The organism is Streptomyces sp. NPDC059524, from assembly GCF_042749255.1.
Classification (GTDB): domain Bacteria; phylum Actinomycetota; class Actinomycetes; order Streptomycetales; family Streptomycetaceae; genus Streptomyces; species Streptomyces xanthii.
The window spans coordinates 25430-42829 of the sequence record NZ_JBHYTK010000061.1 but is presented as its reverse complement, the minus strand read 5'-3'; the positions used below and the strand labels follow the sequence as shown (position 1 = coordinate 42829).

14 protein-coding genes and 1 pseudogene are annotated in these 17400 nt (G+C 72.9%); 5 read left to right on the top strand and 10 right to left on the bottom strand.

The genetic code is table 11. The annotated features are described in order from the left end of the window. Positions 1–201 precede the first annotated feature (201 nt). The gene (locus ACFW9D_RS18945) at positions 202–600 is read left to right on the top strand and encodes a hypothetical protein (RefSeq protein ID WP_188335995.1); all 399 of its coding nucleotides are present in this window, start codon (positions 202–204) and stop codon (positions 598–600) included. Here the strand turns inward: ACFW9D_RS18945 and ACFW9D_RS18940 are convergent. Beyond that, positions 582–1385, bottom strand: a complete 804-nt coding sequence (locus ACFW9D_RS18940; RefSeq protein ID WP_188335994.1) for a helix-turn-helix domain-containing protein — start codon at positions 1383–1385, stop codon at positions 582–584. The genes ACFW9D_RS18945 and ACFW9D_RS18940 overlap by 19 nt on opposite strands. 39 nt (positions 1386–1424) lie before the next feature. Here ACFW9D_RS18940 and ACFW9D_RS18935 point away from each other — a divergent pair, with 39 nt between their 5' ends. Beyond that, positions 1425–1730: a 4a-hydroxytetrahydrobiopterin dehydratase gene (locus ACFW9D_RS18935; RefSeq protein ID WP_188335993.1), complete on the top strand. Its 306-nt coding sequence runs from the start codon at positions 1425–1427 to the stop codon at positions 1728–1730. A 49-nt stretch (positions 1731–1779) separates the two neighbouring features. On the opposite strand, the gene ACFW9D_RS18930 is transcribed toward ACFW9D_RS18935, so the two are convergent. Continuing rightward, positions 1780–2766 (bottom strand): aldo/keto reductase, encoded by a 987-nt coding sequence (locus ACFW9D_RS18930; protein ID WP_384623257.1) that lies wholly within the window; start codon positions 2764–2766, stop codon positions 1780–1782. A gap of 377 nt (positions 2767–3143) precedes the next feature. On the opposite strand from ACFW9D_RS18930, the gene ACFW9D_RS18925 reads away from it, so the two are divergent. Next, the gene (locus tag ACFW9D_RS18925; protein WP_384623266.1) at positions 3144–4058 is read left to right on the top strand and encodes a class I SAM-dependent methyltransferase; all 915 of its coding nucleotides are present in this window, start codon (positions 3144–3146) and stop codon (positions 4056–4058) included. Between the two features lie 306 nt (positions 4059–4364). Here ACFW9D_RS18925 and ACFW9D_RS18920 read toward each other — a convergent pair whose 3' ends face one another. From ACFW9D_RS18920 to ACFW9D_RS18895, 6 genes are all read right to left on the bottom strand, one after another. Then, positions 4365–5156, bottom strand: coding sequence for an aldo/keto reductase (locus tag ACFW9D_RS18920; protein ID WP_384623264.1), 792 nt, complete (start codon positions 5154–5156; stop codon positions 4365–4367). Positions 5157–5273: 117 nt separating this feature from the next. Continuing rightward, positions 5274–6065, bottom strand: coding sequence for an ABC transporter ATP-binding protein (locus ACFW9D_RS18915; RefSeq protein ID WP_384623255.1), 792 nt, complete (start codon positions 6063–6065; stop codon positions 5274–5276). Next, positions 6062–8722, bottom strand: coding sequence for an ATP-binding cassette domain-containing protein (locus ACFW9D_RS18910; protein ID WP_384623253.1), 2661 nt, complete (start codon positions 8720–8722; stop codon positions 6062–6064). Before ACFW9D_RS18910 ends, ACFW9D_RS18915 begins: the two co-directional genes overlap by 4 nt. Before the next feature lie 12 nt (positions 8723–8734). Then, on the bottom strand, positions 8735–9991 hold the full coding sequence (locus tag ACFW9D_RS18905; RefSeq protein ID WP_384623251.1) for an ABC transporter substrate-binding protein: 1257 nt from the start codon (positions 9989–9991) through the stop codon (positions 8735–8737). 111 nt (positions 9992–10102) lie between these two features. Next, the gene (locus ACFW9D_RS18900) at positions 10103–11929 is read right to left on the bottom strand and encodes an AMP-dependent synthetase/ligase (protein WP_384623249.1); all 1827 of its coding nucleotides are present in this window, start codon (positions 11927–11929) and stop codon (positions 10103–10105) included. Between the two features lie 335 nt (positions 11930–12264). Continuing rightward, the gene (locus tag ACFW9D_RS18895; RefSeq protein ID WP_384623247.1) at positions 12265–13110 is read right to left on the bottom strand and encodes a LysR substrate-binding domain-containing protein; all 846 of its coding nucleotides are present in this window, start codon (positions 13108–13110) and stop codon (positions 12265–12267) included. A 124-nt stretch (positions 13111–13234) separates the two neighbouring features. Between ACFW9D_RS18895 and ACFW9D_RS18890 the strand changes: the two genes are divergently transcribed. After that, complete coding sequence (locus ACFW9D_RS18890; protein ID WP_188335986.1) at positions 13235–14314, top strand: bile acid:sodium symporter family protein; 1080 nt, start codon at positions 13235–13237, stop codon at positions 14312–14314. Here ACFW9D_RS18890 and ACFW9D_RS18885 read toward each other — a convergent pair. Both ACFW9D_RS18885 and ACFW9D_RS18880 read right to left on the bottom strand, forming a co-directional pair. Then, positions 14250–15482: a hypothetical protein gene (locus ACFW9D_RS18885; protein WP_384623246.1), complete on the bottom strand. Its 1233-nt coding sequence runs from the start codon at positions 15480–15482 to the stop codon at positions 14250–14252. The genes ACFW9D_RS18890 and ACFW9D_RS18885 overlap by 65 nt on opposite strands. Before the next feature lie 346 nt (positions 15483–15828). Then, positions 15829–16752 (bottom strand): zinc-binding alcohol dehydrogenase family protein, encoded by a 924-nt coding sequence (locus tag ACFW9D_RS18880; RefSeq protein WP_384623244.1) that lies wholly within the window; start codon positions 16750–16752, stop codon positions 15829–15831. Between the two features lie 105 nt (positions 16753–16857). Here ACFW9D_RS18880 and ACFW9D_RS18875 point away from each other — a divergent pair. Continuing rightward, positions 16858–17280, top strand: a pseudogene (locus ACFW9D_RS18875) (MarR family winged helix-turn-helix transcriptional regulator); the annotation flags it as partial. Positions 17281–17400: the final 120 nt, after the last annotated feature.

The following is a 17400-nucleotide window of genomic DNA, read 5'->3' as shown; positions in this document are numbered from 1 at the left end:
TGCGCACTTCGTGCGCATCTCCAGGGGCGTCGACGCATCGGGGAAATGCGACCCGGAGGGTCTGCATTTCAGGGGCGCGGGGAACTGCGCGACCAGCCCCCACCGGACCCGCGGCCGCCCATGAACCTCCCCGCCCCCACCCTGAGGCGCTTGACCCCGGAGGTAATCGACCCGCACCCGCCGGAGGCAGAGGCTGGGGGCATGACACCGCAGAAGATCCGCCCCCTGCTCATCGCCGACGCCGCCGTCACGGGAGCCAACGGCCTCGCCTACGTCGCCGCCGCCACCCCGCTGGGAGACTTCCTCGGGCTCGACCCGGGGCTCCTGCTCACGCTCGGTGCCGTCCTCGTCGTCTACGCCCTGGGCGTCGCCGCCCTGGCCGCGCGCAGACGTCCGCCCGTCGCGGGCACCCGCGCCGTCGTCGAGATCAACCTGGCCTGGACGGCGGCCAGCCTGGTCGCCCTGGCCTTCTGGCTGGAGCCGAGCACGGCCGGTGCCGTGTGGGTCGTGGCGCAGGCCCTCGCCGTCGGGACGCTCGCCGTGCTGCAGCACCTCGCGCTGCGCGCCGCGACGGCGCGCTCTCAGCCCGCGGCCGCCTGAAGGTACTTCACCGTCGCCGGGTCCGCCGGGAGAAGGGTCTCGATGGCGAGCTCGGCGACGGTCACGTCCATCGGGGTGTTGAACGTGGAGATCGAGGCCACGAACGACAGGACGTGGCCGTCGTGCTCGATCACCATCGGCAGCGCGAAGTACGGCACCGGTTCATCGGGCTCCTGCCCCGCGTCCTCGGGCACCGGATACGCCGCCACCTCCTCGTACAGCTCCCGCAGCGGCTCGGAGCGGGACAGCGCGATCTGGCGCTCCATCTGGGCGAGCAGGTGCCCGCGCCACTCGCGGAGGTTGCGGATGCGCGGGGCGAGCCCCTCCGGGTGCAGGGTCAGCCGCATCGCGTTGAGCGGCGGGGCCAGCAGGTGCTCGGGCAGGGACTCCATCAGCAGGGCGATCCCGTTGTTCGCCGCGACGACGTTGTAGGTCGCGTCGACGACGAACGCGGGGTACGGCTCGTACCCGCGCAGCAGCCGCTCCAGACCCTCGCGCAGCGCGCCGAGCGACGGGTCGTCCAGGGAGGTCTCGGTGAAGCGCGGGGCGTAACCGGCCGCCAGAAGCAGCGCGTTGCGCTCCCGCACCGGCACGTCGAGGTGATCCGCGAGCCGCAGGATCAGCTCCTCGCTCGGCCGGGACCGCCCCGTCTCCACGAAACTGATGTGCCGCGCCGAGGAGTCCGCCCGCAGCGCGAGCTCCAGTTGACTGACCCGCCGCTGCTCCCGCCACCCCCGCAGCAGACGGCCCACTTCTGACGTGTTCTTGCGCGCCGCAGTCGTCATGACACGACCGTAACCCGGTCGCGGTGGCAGGCTGGAGCCATGGCTACAGAACCGCTCTCCCAGAAGGAGATCGAGGACCGTCTCACCGAGCTGCCCGGCTGGTCGCTCGACGGCGCCAAGATCACCCGTACCTACCGCCTGGGCTCGCACTTCGCGGCGACCGCCCTCGTCGTGCACATCGCCCAGACCCAGGAGGAGCTGAACCACCACTCCGACCTCACCCTCGGCTACAACACGGTCGCCCTCGCCGTGAACTCGCACGACGCGGGCGGAGCCGTCACCGAGAAGGACTTCGAGCTGGCCCGCAGGGTGGAGGCGCTGGCCCCCGGCCACCAGGCGAGCTGACCCCGCGCGCGGCCGGGCCCGCCCCGGGCGCGGCCCGCCCCGGCCCCGCTCAGCCGGCCGCCGCGAGCCGCGCCCGCTGATCCTCGGTCAGCTCCAGGTCGACCGCCGCGAGGCTCTCCTCCAGCTGGGCCACCGACGACGCCCCGACCAGCGGGATCGCCGGGACCTCGGCGCCGATCAGCCAGGCGAGCACCACCTGGTTCACCGTCGCCCCCGTCTCCTTCGCGACCTCGCGCAGCGCGGCGAGCCGGGCGTCGCGGCTGCCGTGGTCGTGCCCGGGACCGAGCGGCTTGTCCTCGCGCACGTAGCCGCCCGAGAGCAGCGGCGAGTACGCGACCAGCGTCAGATCGCGCTCCGCGCGCACCATGCTCAGCAGATTGCCGTCGGCCGTGCCGAGTTCGCCGTCCGGGGAGAGCGGGCTGGGCAGATCGGTGCGGTGCCGCAGATAGCTGTGCTGGTACTGGAGCAGCTCGTACCCGGGCAGCCCCTCGGCCCGCGCGATCGCCCGGCAGCGCTCCACCTGCCACGCCCAGTGGTTGGACACCCCGAGCAGTCCGACCGTGCCCTCCCCGACGAGCGCCCCGAACTCCCGTACCGTCTCTGAGAGTTCGGTCTCGGGGTCCGGCACATGGGCGTAGAGCACGGGGAGTCGGTCCAGACCCAGCCGCTTCCTGCTGCCCTCGACGGCCGCCCGGATCGTGGGTCCCGACAGGCCCTCGCGGTTGTCGACGAACCCGGTCCCGGCCTTCCTCGGCGCCGCCCCCACCTTCGTCGCGATCACGACCTCGTCCCCGACACCCCGGCTGCGCCGCCAGTTGCCCAGCACGGTCTCGCTCTCGCCGCCCACCGTGTCGTGGAACCAGTAGGCGTACGTGTTCGACGTGTCGACGAACGTGCCGCCCGCCTCCACGTACCGGTCGAGGAGCGCGAACGCGGTCCGCTCGTCGGTCGCCGTGCCGAACAGCATCGCGCCCAGACTGAGCACGCTCACCTCGAGCCGGTTCGCCGGGTCGGTGCCGATCGTGCGGTACTTCATGCGGTGCCCCCTCGCCGGGCCCGGCGGCCTGCTGCGCGCCGGGCGACGGACAGGAGTCAACGCGTTGGAGCGCACTCGAAGTCAAGCGCCTGGCAAGCCTCTCCGGCGATTGAGGAGCGGGGGCCGGGGCGGAGCCCCCGGGGGTGCCGCCGTTGTGGGGCGCGGTTTCGTCGCCGGGTGACACCAGCGTCCTGGCTGAGCGCGCCGTTCCCCGCGCCCCTGAAATGCACGCCCTGCGGGCGGCATTTCCCCGATCAGGCGCGCCTCGCGGCCCGGGCCTCGGATTTGCTCACTCGGCAAACGCGCTTGCCCTGACCGGGCGTGCGGCACACGCTGGGGGGACGAGACCGGTGAGCGAGGAAGGCGGCGACGCGCGCATGGCAGAGGGCCGGCACCAGCACGGGCATCAGCACGGGCACCAGGACCACGGACACGGCGGGCACGACAGTACGCATCCGGACTGGGTCGCCATGATCCCGCACCTGGAGCGCAACGCGGAGGTCTACGCCCCTCTGTACACCCAGGCCATGGCGTGGTTGCGCGGGACGCGACCGGGCGGCACCGGGGTGATCGTCGACGTGGGCAGCGGCCCCGGCGTCGTCTCCTGCCGGCTCGCCGAGGAGTTCCCGCAGGCGAAGGTCGTCGCCGCGGACCCCGAGGAGGGACTGCTCGCCCGCGCCGCCGAGCGGGCGGCGCGCGAGGGTCTCGCCGACCGCGTGAGCACCCTGCGCGTCGAGCTGCCGCACGCGCTGGACGAGCTGCCGGCCGCCGACCTGATGTGGGCGGCCCGCTCCCTGCACCACGTGGGTGACCAGCGGGCCGCGATCGCCGCGCTGGCCGGCCGGCTCGCCCCCGGCGGCACCCTCGCGCTGATCGAGGGCGGACTGCCCTGGCGCAGCCTGCCGCGCGACTTCGGGATGGGCCGGGCCGGGCTGCAGACCCGGATGGACGCCCTGGAGGAGGAGTGGTTCGCGGACATGCGCGCGTCCGTGCCGGACTCCAAGGCCGACACCGAGGACTGGGCGGGGCTGCTCACGGACGCGGGCCTCGTGCGCCCGGCCTCCCGCACCTTCCTGCTCGACCTGCCGGCGCCGCTCGACCCCCGGGCGCGCGAGCTGGTCGTCGAGCTGTGGCGCCGCCGCCGCGACTCGCTCCCGCAGAGTGTCCCGGCCGAGGACGCCGCCGTGCTCGACCGGCTGCTCGACCCGGAGGACCCGCAGAGCCTGCACCGCCGCGAGGACCTGTTCCTGCTGACGGCGCACACGGTCCACACGGCCGTGAAGGAGGCCTGACCGGAGTCCCGGCCGCCCCGGACGGGCTGCGGAGTCCCTGCTTGCCCGGGCGGGCTGGGGAGGTCCGGCGTGCCCGGACGGGCTGCGGACGCCCGGCTTCCCCGGCCGGGCTTAGCGGAGGGCAGGCCGCCCCGGGTGGGGCTGGGGAGGTCCGGCTTGCCCGGGCGGGCTGAGTGGAGGTCCGGCGGCCCCGGGTGGGCTGCGGACGCCCGGCTTGCCCGGCCGGGCAAAGCGGAGGGCCGGCGGCGCCCGGACGTGCGGGAGGCCCGGACCGTGTGCCGGTCGGGGCCTCTTCGTGTGTGCCGCTCAGGCGACGTCGAACGTGGCGGGGTCCGGGCCCAGGCGCCGGTCCTCGTTGAGCGCGCTGATCGCGCCGAGGTCCTCGGCGTCCAGCTCGAAGCTGAACACGTCGATGTTCTCCTTGATCCGCGACGGGGTCACGGACTTGGGGATCACCACGTTGCCCGTCTGGACGTGCCAGCGGAGCACGACCTGCGCGGGCGTGCGGCCGTGCTTCTGCGCGATCGCGATGATCGCCGGGACCTCCAGGAGTCCCTTGCCGGAACCGAGCGGCGACCAGGCCTCGGTCGCGATGCCCAGCTCCCCGTGCCGCTCGCGGGCGACCCGCTGCTGCAGCTGCGGGTGCAGCTCGATCTGGTTGACGGCCGGGATCACGTTCGTCTCGTCGGTCAGCCGGTCGAGGTGCTCGGGCAGGAAGTTCGACACACCGATGGCGCGCGCCCGCCCGTCCGCGTAGATCTTCTCCAGCGCCTTGTACGTCTCCACGTACAGGCCCTTGGACGGCAGCGGCCAGTGGATCAGGTACAGGTCCACGCGGTCGAGGCCCAGCTTGGCCAGCGACGCGTCGAACGCGCGGAGCGTCGCGTCGTGGCCCTGGTCGGCGTTCCACAGCTTCGTCGTGACGAAGAGGTCCTCGCGGGGCACGCCCGACGCCGCGATGGCGCGGCCCGTGCCCTCCTCGTTGCCGTAGATCGCGGCGGTGTCGATGCTGCGGTACCCGGCCTCCAGGGCCGTCGCGACCGCCTTCTCGGCCTCGTCGTCCGGCACCTGCCACACGCCGAAGCCGAGCTGGGGCATCTCGACGCCGTTGTTCAGGATGATCGGGGGAACCTTGCTCACGAGGTGTCGGTCCTTAGGTCGTCTGGTCTTCAGAGGCGCGCGGAGGTCCGCGCCGCGTACTCCCATCGTCAACGATCACGCGCGTCCGCGCATTCCTTGGGCGTCCGGCGCCGTCCGCGCGGGGTCCCGGGTGCCCAGATACGCCTCCCGGACGCGTGCGTCCGCGCGCACCTCGGCCGGGGTGCCCTCGGCGAGGACCCGCCCCAGGTCGAGCACCACGACCCGCGAGCACAGCTCCATCACGAACGCCACGTTGTGCTCCACCAGCAGCACCGCGCAGCCGTCCGCGGCGAGGGCGCGCACCACGGCGGCGAGCCGCTCCCGCTCGTCGGCCGTCATCCCGGACGCCGGTTCGTCGAGGAGCAGCACCCGGGGCCGGTCGGCGGCGGCCCGCGCCAGCTCCACCATCCGCGCCTGCCCGACCGGCAGCGTGCCCGCGTACGTGCCGGACAACGCCTCCAGGCCGCAGGCGCGCAGCAGTTCAGCGGCCCGCCCGGCGTCCGCGCCGCCGCGCCGCGACTCCTGCGCGACGAGCAGGTTGTCGGCGACGGTCAGCTGACCGAACAGCTGCCGGCGCTGGAACGTGCGCCGCATCCCGTGCCGCGCCCGCCACACCGGCGAGCGCCGCGTGACCTCGGCCCCGTCGAGCAGGACCCGGCCCGCGTCCGGCCGCCGGATCCCCGACAGGACGTCGAACAGGGTCGTCTTGCCCGCCCCGTTGGGCCCGATCAGGCCGCACACCTCGCCCGCCGCGAGCCGCAGCCCGACCCCGTCCAGGGCCCGTACCCCGCCGAACCGCACGCCGACGCCCTCGGCCCGGAGCACACTCGTGCCACTCATGCCGCTCGGGCCACTCGTGCCGCTCATGCCTTCTCCGCCTCCTCCGCGATCCCCAGGTACGCGTCCGTCAGCCGCTGCTCCTCGACCTGGTCGCGCGGCCCGCACCACGTGACCCGCCCCTGCGCGAGGTACGCGACGGTGTCCGCGACGCCGAGGATCTCCGACGCCTTCTCCTCGACGAGCAGCAGGCCCGTGCCCGCGTCACGCAGCTCCGCGAGCAGCCGGTACACCTCGTCGACGACCCGCGGCGCGAGCCCGAGCGACGGCTCGTCCGCGATGAGCACGCGCGGCGGACGGTGCAACAGCGGTGCCAGGGCGAGGAGTTGCTGCTCGCCGCCGGACAGCGATCCGGCCGGGACGGCGCGCCGGGCCGCGAGCGCCGTGAACCGCTCGTACACGGCCGCGCGGTCCGTCCTCGCCGGCAGGCGCAGGGCGAGGTTCTCGTCGACGGTGAGCGACGGGAAGACGCCCCGGCCCTCGGGTGCGAGCACGATCCCGGAGCGGGCCCGGCGCACGGCACCCTCCCGGCCGGCGGCGCGCCCGGCCGCGTGAACCTCGCCGTGCACCGGTGCCATGAGTCCGGCCGCGACCTTGCACGCCGTCGACTTGCCCGCGCCGTTCGGCCCGAGCAGCGCGACGATCTCGCCGGGCCGCACGGTCAGGTCGACACCCTGGAGGACCGGCGCGCCGTCGTATCCGGCGTGCACCCCGGTGAGCTGGAGCGCGGCGTCCGGGTCCGCGGGGCCCGGCTCGTGGGCCGGCTCGGGGTGGGCGGACGCGGCCGCACGCCGGTGGCGGCGCACGGAGAACGCCGCGCAGTATCCGTCCGGGTCGTTGGCGAGCGCGAGCCCCGCCAGGCCGAACAGGATCACCGGCAGTTGCGCCGACTCGGTGACGTAGTCCGCCAGCAGATGCGGCACCACCGCGAAGGTCAGCCCCGCGACCACCGCGAACTGGGGCCGCCGCACCCCTGCGGCGACGACCACGGCGAGCCAGATCAGGCCGGTCATCGCGGTGAAGTCGGTCGCGGTGATACGTGTGTTGTACGACGCGTACATCACGCCGCCGAAGCCCGCGAGCCCGGCGGACAGCGTGAACAGGAGCAGTTTCGTACGGACGACGGAGACGCCGGAGGCCATCGCGGCGGCCGGCGCCGAGCGCACCGCGAGCATCGCCCGCCCGGCCCGCGAGCCGCGCAGCGCGCTGAGCCCGGCCACGGCCGCCGCGCACAGGACGAGCATGGCCACGCCCATCGCCCGGTCGTCGCCGAGGTCGACGGGCCCGAACGCGGCGCGCGGGATCTCCCAGCCGGTGTCACCGTTCCTCAACCAGCCCGTCTGGAACAGGACTTGGTCGGCGAGGAACGCCAGGGCGAGGGTGGCGAGCGCGAGGGAGCGGCCGCCGAGCCGCAGCGCGGGCAGCGCCACCAGCGCGCCGAGGACGGCCGCCGCGCAGGTGCCGACGAGCGCGGCCCCGAGGAACGGCCAGCCGTGACTCATCAGCAGTCCGGCCACCAGCGCGGCGCCCGTCACGAACGTGGCCTGCGCCAGCGAGACCATCGCGCCGAGCCCGGTCACGACGGTGAACGACATGAAGACGAGGGAGATCGCGAGCCCCTGCGCGAGGATGCCGCTCCAGAACGGGGTGGTCACCGTGTAGAAGGCGATCCCGAGCAGCAGCCCGGCGACCGTCCACGGACCCCAGCGGCGCAGCCAGGGCCGCCCCGCCAGATAGTCCACCGGCGGCACGTCCGTGGCCGCCGTCCCGGCCGTCCGCTGCCGCCGGGTGAGCAGCAGCAGCCCGGCGAACAGGATGAGGAACGGCACGGCCGTGCGGAACCCGGTGATCTTCTCGGCGAACGACGCGTACCCCGCCACCAGGTTCTGCAGCACGCCGAGGCCGAGCCCGCCCGCGAAGGCGAGCGGGATCGACATGAAGCGGCCGAGCACGGCGGCGGTCGCCGACACGAACAGGAACAGGGTGAAGTCGTGCGCGGACAGACCGAGCAGGGGAGTCGCGAGCACGCCCGCGAGCCCGGCGAGCCCGGACGACAGCATCCACGCGACCGACGACAGCCGGTCGGCGCTCAGCCCGCGCAGTTCGACCAGGGAGCGGTCGTCGACCACGGCGCGCAGCCGCAGACCGAGCGCCGTGCGGCGCAGCAGGATCCACAGGCCGAGCGCGACGACGGCGGTCGTGACCCAGGTGATGAGCTGGTCGGAGTCGATGCCGACCCCGTCCAGGATCTGCCAGTTCTTCGCCGGGCTCGGTCCGACGCCGGGCAGCCCGAACTGGTTCTCCGCGGGCTTCACGGGCGCGCCCAGGCCGTCGAGCAGTTCGACCAGCCACAGGCCGAGCGCGGGCAGCGCCACGAGGAGCCCGATCGTGGCGACGATCTGCGCGGTCTCGCCGACCCGCGCCAGTTTGCGGAACATCAGGCGGTCCAGGCCCCAGCCGATCAGCGGTGCCACCACGAGGACGAGGAGCAGCGCGGTGGGCACCGCGGGCCAGCCGAATCCCGAGTGCAGTTCGTAGAAGCCGAGCGCGCACACGTAGGCGGTGGCGCCGTGCGCGAAGTTGAACAGCCCGGACGCGGTGTAGGACAGGACGAGCCCGGTGGCGAGCAGCGCGTACAGGGCGCCCGACACCAGCCCGCTGAGGACGAAGGCGAGCAGGTCAGCCATGCCGGGGCCCTCCTACTTGAACGGGATCGGCGGATAGCACTCGAAGGGGGACGACACCCGGTACTTGCCGTCCTTGAGCTGTACGAGCGCGCCGCAGCCGAAGGACTCCTTCTGGCCGCGCGGCAGTTGCCGGTCGCCGACGAGCGTCTTCGTGTCGGAGAAGCCCTTCGCGGCCTGCTGGAAGGAGGCGACGGTGAGGTCCTTGCCGGCCTTCTCGGCGATGGCGAGGAAGAGGTCCGCCGACATGTAACCCGTCAGCATGTGCATGTTGAGCGGCACGTCCTTGCCGCCCGCCGCCTTCTTGATGTCGGCCTTGAACTGCTTCATGTCCGCCGTCGCCGACTCGAAGGGCTCGAAGGACAGTAGGACGTGCACCCCGTCGAGCGCCTGCCGGGTCGCGCTCTTCGACAGCAGCCCCGGGTCGTAGTCGGTCGGGTCGGTGAGCACGCCCTTGAAGCCGGTGCGCTTGACCGCCGTGAACAGGCCGATGTTGTACGGCGTCTGCATCACGGAGACGACCGCGTCGGGCGCCTTGCCGCCGTCGCTGCGCAGCATCTCCTTGGTGTACGCGGACCAGTCGCTCGGCACGGAGGTCGCGGGCACGGCGGCCTTGGCGTAGGTGACCTTGTAGCCGGCGGACGCGAAGGACTGCTTGTAGGTGCGGATGGCGAAGGTGCCGGCGTCGTTGTCGTTGGCGAGGATCGCCACGGTCCTGCCCTCGGACCCGCCCGTGACGTCCTTGAGGCCCTCGGGCCAGGTCTGCGAGATGGTGCCGCCGGGCATCGGGACGAGGCAGCCGCTGAATCCGTAGATGTAGGTGGGCCCGCAGAAGGACGGCAGGGTGCCCCAGCCGAAGGTGGGGACGCGCTGCTTCTGCAGGAAGTCGGCGCCGGAGAAGGTCACCGAGCTCATCGGCGCGATGGCGAAGACCTTGTCCTGCTGGACGAGTTTGCGGGCCGCGGCGAGGTTCTTCGCCGGGTCCTGCCCGTCGTCCTCGGCGCCCAGGTAGTCGATCTTGCGGCCGTTGACCCCGCCCTCGGCGTTGGCGCGCGCGAAGCGGGCCTTCGCGCCCAGGTCGGTGTCCTTCTTGCTGTAGCCGCTCGCGGTCGTCATGGAGACGATGCCGCCGACCTTGATGCTGTCGTCGCTCACCCCGCGCGCGGTACCCCCCTTGCCGTCGGGGGAGTCGTTCGTGGCGGTGGAGTTGCAGGCGGTGGCGAGCAGAAGTGCGGCCACGGTGGCGGTGATGGCGCGGATCGGTCGCGACACGGTCGAGCCCCCTCCGTCGGAGTGAGGGTGATTCTGTGGGCGACCTGATGAACCGTCAATAACTGACGCATCGAAAAATGATGAACCGTCAGTAACCGTGGTTTCCCGTCATCATGCGTGGTAGAGGGCCTCCACCTCGGCCGAGTACACCGTCTCGATCGCCTTCCGCTTCAGCTTCAGCGAGGGCGTGAGCAGCCCGTGCTCCTCGGTGAACTGGTGGGCCAGGATCCGGAAGGTGCGGATCGACTCGGCCTGCGAGACCAGGGTGTTGGCGGCGACGACGGCGCGCCGCACCTCCATCTCCAGATCCGGGTCGCGCACCAGCTCCGCCGGGCTCATCGGCTGCTTGTGGCGCATGCCGAGCCAGTGCTCGACGGCCTCGGAGTCCAGGGTGACGAGCGCCGCGATGTAGGGGCGGTCGTTGCCGACGACGATGCACTGCGCGACCAGCGGATGGTCGCGCACCCGCTCCTCGAGCTGCTGCGGCGAGACGCTCTTGCCGCCGGAGGTCACGAGGATCTCCTTCTTGCGGCCGGTGATGGTCAGATAGCCGTCCTCGTCGAGCGCGCCCAGGTCGCCGGTGGCGAGCCAGCCGTCGTGCAGCGTGGCGTCGGTGGCCTTGGGGTCGTTGAGGTAGCCCTGGAAGACGTTGCCCCCGTAGAGCCAGACCTCGCCGTCGTCCGCGATGTGCACGGTGGTGCCGGGGATGGCCTTGCCGACGGTGCCGTAGCGGGTCTGCTCGGGCGGGTTCGCGGTGGCCGCGGCCGTCGACTCGGTCAGCCCGTAGCCCTCGTAGATCGCGACCCCGGCGCCCGCGAAGAACAGGCCGAGCCGGCGGTCCATGCCCGAGCCGCCGGACATCGCGTGCCGCACGCGCCCGCCCATCGCCTCGCGGACCTTGGAGTAGACGAGCTTGTCGAACAGGGAGTGCTGCATGCGCAGCGACGCGGAGGGGCCGGGGCCGGTCCCGAAGGCCTTGGCCTCCTGGCTGTCCGCGTACTTGACCGCGCACTCCACAGCCTTGTCGAACGCGCCGGCGCGGCCCTCCTTCTCCGCCTTGCGGCGGGCCGCGTTGAACACCTTCTCGAAGATGTACGGCACCGCGAGGATGAAGGTGGGCTTGAAGGCCTGGAGGTCGGGGAGGAGGGCCGCCGCGTTGAGCTGTGGCTGGTGGCCGAGCTTGACCCCGCCGCGCACCGCCGCGACCTGCACCATCCGCCCGAAGACGTGCGCGAGCGGCAGGAAGAGCAGGGTGGAGGGGATGCGTTCGCGCTTCGAGGCGAAGACCGGCTCCCAGCGCTCGATGACCGTGTCCGCCTCGAACATGAAGTTGCCGTGCGAGATCACACAGCCCTTGGGGCGGCCCGTCGTGCCCGAGGTGTAGATGACGGTGGCGACGGACTCGGGGGTGACCGCGCGGCGGTGCCGGTGCACCGTCTCGTCGTCGATGTGGGTGCCCGACGCGGCGACCTCGTCGACCGCGCCGCCGTCCAGCTGCCACAGCCGGCGCAGGTGCGGGAGCCGGTCGATGACCGTCGCGATCGTCATCGCGTGGTCCTCGTGCTCCACGATCGCCGCGGTCACCTGGGCGTCGTACATCATCCAGAAGACCTGCTCGGCGGACGAGGTCGGGTACACCGGAACGACCTGGGCGCCGATGCTCCACAGCGCGAAGTCGAACAGGGTCCACTCGTAGCGCGTGCGGGACATGATGGCGACGCGGTCGCCGAACCGGATGCCCTGGGCGAGCAGGCCCTTGGCCAGCGCGAGGACCTCGTCGCGGAACCGGGCCTGGGTGACGTCGTGCCACTGGCCCGCGGCGTCCTTGCGGCCCAGGGCGATGTGCCCCGGATCGTCCAGGGCGCGGTCGAACACGGCGTCGGCCAGGCCGCCCACCGGCGGCGCCGACGCCAGGGCAGGGGTGGTGATCTCGCGCATGTTGCTCCTTGTGGCGCTCCGCACAGCGTCGGTGACGGTACCGGACCGCGCGGTCGGGCGGGAGGGGGTGCCCGCGTTCCCGGACACGCGGAATATGCACAGGTCAGCCATTTAAATGGGGCTACAAGGGAAGGCGCGGGACAGATTACTTACGCTTCAGTAAGTTCGGTGCCGCAATCTCCCGGGCGCCTTCACGGGTCTCCACCGAATCTGTACGGAGACGGCACCCCGGCCCGTTCACCCCCGCTTTTGGACGGAGTGGTCAGTTCCGCTACGGGTCGGCAGGACAGTACCAGGTCGAAGATCATGAAGCAGCCGGTCGGGCGGACCGGGTTTCAGCGCAGCCGGTCGCCGCCCGCGAGGATCGCCGCGCCCAGGGCCCGCGCGGGCCCCTCCTCCTTGGTGCCGCGCAGGACGAAGTCGACCTCGCCGAGCTCCGGCAGTCCGGCCCGCTCCGGGACCCGCACCAGGCCCGGCGGCACCAGTCCGCGCGAGTGGGCCATCACGCCGAGGCCGGCCCGGGCCGCCGCCACGAGCCCGTTCAGCGAACCGCTCGTGCACGCGATCCGCCAGGCCCGGCCGTGCCGCTCCAGCGCCTCCATGGCCAGGGCCCGCGAGATCCCCGGCGGCGGATACACGATCAGCGGCACCGGACGCTCCGGATCGAGCCGCAGCCGCTCCGAACCGATCCACACCAGCCGGTCCCGCCACACCGGGGTGCCCCGCGGGTCCTGCGGGCGCCGCTTGGCGAGCACCAGGTCCAGCCGGCCCGTGTCCAGCTGTTCGTGCAGCGTCCCCGACAGTTCGACCGTCAGCTCCAGATCGACCTCGGGATGCTCGACGCGGAAGGCCTCCAGGATCTCCGGCAGCCGCGTCAGCACGAAGTCCTCCGACGCCCCGAACCGCAGGCGACCGCGCAGCCGTGTCCCCGTGAAGAAGGACGTCGCCTGCTCGTGCACCTCCAGGATCCGGCGCGCGAAGCCCAGCATCGCCTCCCCGTCCTCCGTCAGCTCCACGGAGTGCGTGTCCCGTGTGAACAGGGTGCGGCCCGTCGCGTCCTCCAAGCGCCGCACGTGCTGGCTCACCGTCGACTGGCGAAGCCCGAGCCGACGCGCCGCCTGCGTGAAGCTCAGCGTCTGCGCGACGGCCAGAAACGTCCTCAACTGCCCCGGGTCGTACATTCCGCCACACTACCTCCGGTCATCGTGCACCGTGATGACAGTCAGAGCGGTATGCAGGATTCCCGATCACAGTCCTGAGGGGGACCATGGAGAGGGCACGACCTGAACCGAGAGCAAGGAACCGATGAAACGCCTGACCTGGCCGTCCTGGATGCCGATCGACCCGTACATCCTGGCGTTGATCGCGACGGTCGGCGTCGCCGCGCTCCTCCCCGCCCGAGGCGGCGCGGCCGATGTGGCGTCCGGCGCCTCCACCGCGGCCGTCGCCTTCCTCTTCTTCCTGTACGGGGCCCGGCTCTCCACCCGCGAGGCCCTCGACGGACTGCGCCACTGGCGCCTGCACGTCACCGTCCTCGCCTGCACCTTCGTGCTGTTCCCGCTGCTCGGCCTGGCCGCCCGCGGACTCGTCCCGGTGCTCCTGCCGCAGAACCTCTACGAGGGACTCCTCTTCCTCACCCTCGTCCCCTCCACCATCCAGTCCTCGATCGCGTTCACGTCGATCGCGCGCGGCAACGTGCCGGCCGCCATCTGCGCGGGCTCGTTCTCCTCGCTCGCCGGCATCGTGCTCACCCCGCTCCTCGCCGCGGCGCTGCTCGGCGGCACCGGCGGCGGCTTCTCCGCGGACTCCGTCGTCAAGATCGTGCTCCAGCTGCTCGTGCCGTTCGTGGCGGGCCAGTTGCTGCGGCGCTGGGTCGGCGGGTTCATCACCCGCCACAAGAAGGTCCTCGGCTACGTCGACCGCGGCTCGATCCTCCTCGTCGTCTACACCGCGTTCAGCGAGGGCATGGTCCAGGGCATCTGGCACCAGGTCAGCGCCGTGCGCCTGGCCGGACTCCTCGCCGTCGAGGCGGTGCTCCTCGCCGTGATGCTGGCCGTGACCTGGTACGGGGCGAAGGCGCTCGGCTTCGGCCGCGCCGACCGCATCGCGATCCAGTTCGCCGGGTCGAAGAAGTCCCTCGCCTCCGGACTGCCCATGGCGACCGTGCTGTTCGGCGCGCACGCCTCGCTCGCCGTGCTGCCGCTGATGCTGTTCCACCAGATGCAGCTCATGGTCTGCGCCGTGATCGCCAAGCGGCGCTCGCACGACCCCGAGGAGCCCCGGACCACCGGGGACGGCCAGGGATCCGGGCGCCCCGGGCTCAGCCCGTCGGCCCCAGCCGGACCGACACGAACCGCGGCCGGTACCGCGACACGTTCGCGTTGAGCTCCGCCTGCCCGGCGCCCGGCGCCGCGTCGAGCCGGTTCACGTCGTAGCTGAGCACGACGCGGCCCCCGGCGCCGAGCGCCGGGTGCGCCTGCGGGTTGTACGCGGCGACCGTCGCGTCCGGCAGCGGCGGCGTGAAGCCCCGCGCGGGCCCGTGCCAGGGCCCGGTGGGGGAGCAGGACCAGTACGAGGTGATCGTCCGCAGGCCCGCCGGACCCGCCGCCATTGTGAACAGCACGTACGTCCCGGCGTCCCGGACGACCGTGAACGCGCTGCCCACGCCGCGGCGCCGCCCGTCGCCGAGCACCGGCGCGAGACGCCGCCCTTCGGCCCGCCAGTGCTCGCCGTCCCAGTACTCCCAGGCCCGTATGTCACCGAGCCGGCCGCGCGGGACCCGCGCCGCGTAGGCCCGGTGGGCCGGGGCCTGGCCGTCGTCCGCGCCGAACACGTACGTCCAGGGGCCCGCGTCGACCGCGGCCGTGCCGAACAGGACACGGCGCGCGGGGTCGGCCGTCCGCCGCTGGTCCAGCACCTGCGTGATGCCGGTCAGGCGCAGGTCCGGGAGCGACAGGGTGGCCAGCTCGGTCGCCACCGGCACGCCGTAGACGTACGGTCCCGCTCCCTCGGCACGCGTCCACAGGAGCACCCGGACGACCTTCTCGCGCGATCCCGGCGCCCGCGGTTCGACCCGCGCGGACACGGGCCAGCGCCACTCGCCCACGCCGGTGTCGGGGAACAAAGGGGCGGGGAGGGTCCGCTCGACGGCGCGGGCCGGGGTCATGACGACGGCCGAGTTCCGCACGAAGGGGGCGCTCGGGTCCCGCCAGGGGTAGGGCTCCCCGGCGGGGTTGGGCGGCGCGTGCACCGCGCCCAGGAACGTGTCCGAGAACAGCCACAGGGTCCGCCCGTCCGGAAGCCGCACGGAGTGCGTCCCGTCCCCGCCCGACCAGTCGTCGCCCCGGGCCGGATCGTCCCCGTACCGGGCGAACTCCCCGGTCAGCGTGGCCTCTTCCCGCCATGAGGCGATGCCTCGCCCTTCGCAGGAGCGGGCGCCGTCCACGGTGTCCTCGGGCCGGTCCCCGAGCCATACGATCAGTCCGCCGAGCAACACGGCTGCGGCGATCAACGTCACCGCCACCCGAGCCCGCGCCGCCGCCTCTCCCGTCACACACGGCAACGCTAGTGGCTCCGCCCTGCATTGGGCACCCCATCCCCTCGGTCGGCCTCCGGCCGAGCGGTCGCCGCCGCAGGGGCCGACGATCGTCGCCGGGTGCCGCGCCGTCGTGGTTGCTCGCGCAGTTCCCCGCGCCCCTGGAGGCACACTTCGTGCGCCTCAGGGGTCAGTTGCTCGCGCCCCGCGACGGAGTCGCTGATCGGGTACAGTCCCGCGCCCCTGGAGGCACACTTCGTGCGCCTCGGGGGGCAGTTGTTCGCGCCCGCGACGGAGTCGCTGAGTGTGAGTACAGCCTCGCGCCCGCGACGGAGTCGCTGCTCGTCCCCGGGGATTTGCCGCCCTAAGGCACCAGTACCACCTTGCCCAAGTTGCCCCGTGACTCGATCAAGGTGTGGGCGCGTGCCGCCTCGGTCAGGGGGAACTCGGCATGTACTGCCGGGGTCAGACGGCCCGTCAGGTGCAGATCCCAGAGCTCCTGGCGCCAGGACTCGTACAGGTCCGGGCGGTCCCGTGCGATCAGGGCCATCTGGAAGCCCGTCACCGACTTCGCCCCGACCAGAAGGTCGTACGCCTCGACCGTCCCGCCTCCCGAGCTGTACGCCACCAGCCGCCCGAACGGGCCCAGCGCACCGATGGCCGGCTTCAGGAGTGGTCCGCCCACCGCGTCCAGCGCGTAGTCCGCCGGCTCGCCCCAGGACTCCGCGTCGTACGTGACCACCGCGTCCGCCCCGAGCCCGCGCAGGAAGTCCCCCTTGTCCGCGTCCGAGACCGCCGCGGTGATCCACGACGCCCCCTGGATCCGGGCCAGTTGGAGGGCCAGGTGGCCGACCCCGCTCGCCGCCGCCGTCACGAGCGCCCGCTCGCCCGGCTCCGGCCGCGCCGCCCGCAGGGCCCCGTACGCGACCAGCCCGCTGCGGACGAGGGCCACCGCCGTGACGGCGCTCGCCCCCTCCGGCACCGGCGAGGCCATGGCGGCCCGCAGCACGGCGAACTCCGCGTAACCGTGCCCGAACACCAGGCCCGTGACCCGGTCGCCGACCCCGTATTCCGTCACGCCGGGACCGACCGCCACCACCTCACCCGCGACCTCTCCGCCGAGCGGAATCGGTTCCCGGGCCTCGCGGACCTTGCGGACGACGGGCAGGGTCACGCCGATCGCCTCGGCATGGACGAGGAGTTCACCCTGACCGGGCTCGGGAACGGGCGCCTCCTCCAGAAACAGGGCCTCGGGCCCGCCGCTGTGCTCGTACCGGACACGACGCATGCGTCGTCACCGCCTCAGGTCAGGTCTGGGACGTCATTCATTGGGAGCACCAACGATAGGGGAAGTTCATTGGGGAGTCCAACGAATTCTCGTTAAGGTGGGCCCATGAACGCCGCCCCGAGCACCATCCGCGATCTGCCCAGCTGGCTGCTCGGCCGGGCCGCCGCCCGCGGCCGCGCCCTCGTCGCCGAGGCGCTCGCCGAGCACGGACTGAAGATGTGGCACCACGTCGTCCTGTGCGCCGTCGCCGATCAACAGCCCGTCGCCCAGGCCGATCTCGTGCGCAGCGTCCAACTGGACCCGAAGGACATGGTCGGCGTGCTCAACGACCTCCAGGCGGCGGGGCTCGTCGAACGCCGCCCCGATCCGCAGGACCGCCGCAAGAACGCCGTCACCGCCACCGAGGACGGCACCCGCCTCGTCGCCACCTGCGCCCGCGCCGCCCGCACCGCGAACGACGCGCTCCTCGCCCCGCTCGGCGAGGACGAGCGAGCGGCCTTCATGGACATGCTGCGACGGATCACCGGGGAGACGACGTCCGGGCAGGCACGGCCGTGGGGGGGGGGGGGCCCGCCCGGCCCGGGGCGCGCCCCCCCCCGCCCCGGGCCCCCCCCCCCGCCCCGGGGGGGGCCCCGCGCTAAAAGCGCG